This window comes from Streptomyces flavofungini (assembly GCF_041028215.1).
In the GTDB taxonomy this organism is placed as follows: domain Bacteria; phylum Actinomycetota; class Actinomycetes; order Streptomycetales; family Streptomycetaceae; genus Streptomyces; species Streptomyces flavofungini_B.
The window spans coordinates 1-1,461 of sequence record NZ_JASKYR010001290.1; the positions used below are offsets into that span (position 1 = coordinate 1).

Genomic DNA, 1,461 nt, shown 5'->3' on the forward strand with positions numbered 1-1,461 from the left:
GTGCTCCGGTGGGGCGGATCAACCAGCCGATCGCGTCAGACCAACCGTAGCCCTTGTGGCTCATCTATGTGCAGGTTTCCCGTTTCCCGCCGCTCGAATCGACCGGACGGCACCACAGGAGGAGGCAGGCGATATGTCGAGCACAGACCGGCCTCACTGCGGGGCGAGGAAGTGTCCTTCCCCAACACCACGGACGTGGACGAGCTGGTGGAGTGGACCCGAGGCCTGGACAAGGTCACCGTGTACGCCACGTACGCCAGCCTCGGTCTGGGCACGCTGGAGCGGGCGCACGCCGGGGGCCTAGCCGCCTGGGACCTGATCGTGGTGGACGAAGCCCATCGCGTTTCGGGCCGGATCGGGAAGCCGTGGGCGGTCGTCCACGACAACCAGAAGATCCCGTCCCTGCGCCGCCTGTACATGACGGCCACGCCCCGGCTGTGGCAGCTCGGGGACGAGGACGAGGCCGGCGCTCCGGGCGAGCTGGTAGCGAGCATGGAAGACGACCCCGAGGGCCCCTTCGGCAGCCGCTGCTTCACCCTGACGCTCTCGGAGGCCATCGACCGGAGAATCTGTGCCCCCTACCAGGTCGTGTGCGTGGACGTCACCGACACCGCGCTCCAGGCCGCCCAGCTCCTGGGCGCCGAAGGCCGCTCGGCAGAGGTCCGCGGGGCCCGGCTCGCCGCGCTCCAGACCGCCCTGGTGAAGGCGTCCGCGGAGGAGGGCTTCCGGCGCACGCTCGTGTTCCACCACGTGGTGAAGGAGGCCGAAGCGTTCGCGGCCGGCCTCCCCGACGTGGTCGCGCAGCTGCACGCCAGCAACCCCGAGCTGTACCCCAAGACGATCTGGGCCCACTGGCTGTACGGCGACCACAAGCCGCTCCACCGCCGTCGGCTCCTCGGGGAGTTCGCCGCCGGGATCGCCACCGACGGCACGGTCGTGGAGAAGTGCTTCCTGTGCTCGGTGAAGGTCCTGGGCGAGGGCGTCGACACCAAGAACTGCGACTCCGTCTACTGGGCCGACGTACGCGGCTCGATGCCCGACCTCGTCCAGGCCGTCGGCCGGGCACTGCGGATGCAGCCCGGCGAGGGCAAGATGGCCAGCCTGGTCGTGCCGGTCCTGCTCGGGCCGGGCGAGACGGCAGACAACATGCTGACCTCCCGGGCGTTCGGCGGCCTCGCCAAGCTCCTGGAGGCGCTGCGGGCCCACGACGCCCGGATCGTGGAGACCCTCTCGGAGCAGCAGGCCCCGAGCCGCTACAAGCCCGTCAGCAAGGACGCCAGCGGCAAGAGCACGGGCGGGAGCGGCGCGGGCTCCGGAGGCGTCAGCGCCCCCGCCAGGGCCCTGCTGAAGTTCTCCACGCCCCGCGACCCGGCCGCGCTCGCCGCGTTCGTCAACCTGCGGGTCCTCAACCCGGAGCACGAGCACTGGCGGCGCGGCGTGGAGGCCGCCGTCATATACGCC

General features: G+C 71.1%; 1 protein-coding gene. It reads left to right on the forward strand.

The window, feature by feature from the left end; all coding sequences use genetic code 11:
- Positions 1-171: 171 nt before the first annotated feature.
- Positions 172-1,461: helicase-related protein (locus AB8Z36_RS40520; protein ID WP_440582137.1), on the forward strand; the 1,290-nt coding region annotated here is incomplete at its 3' end.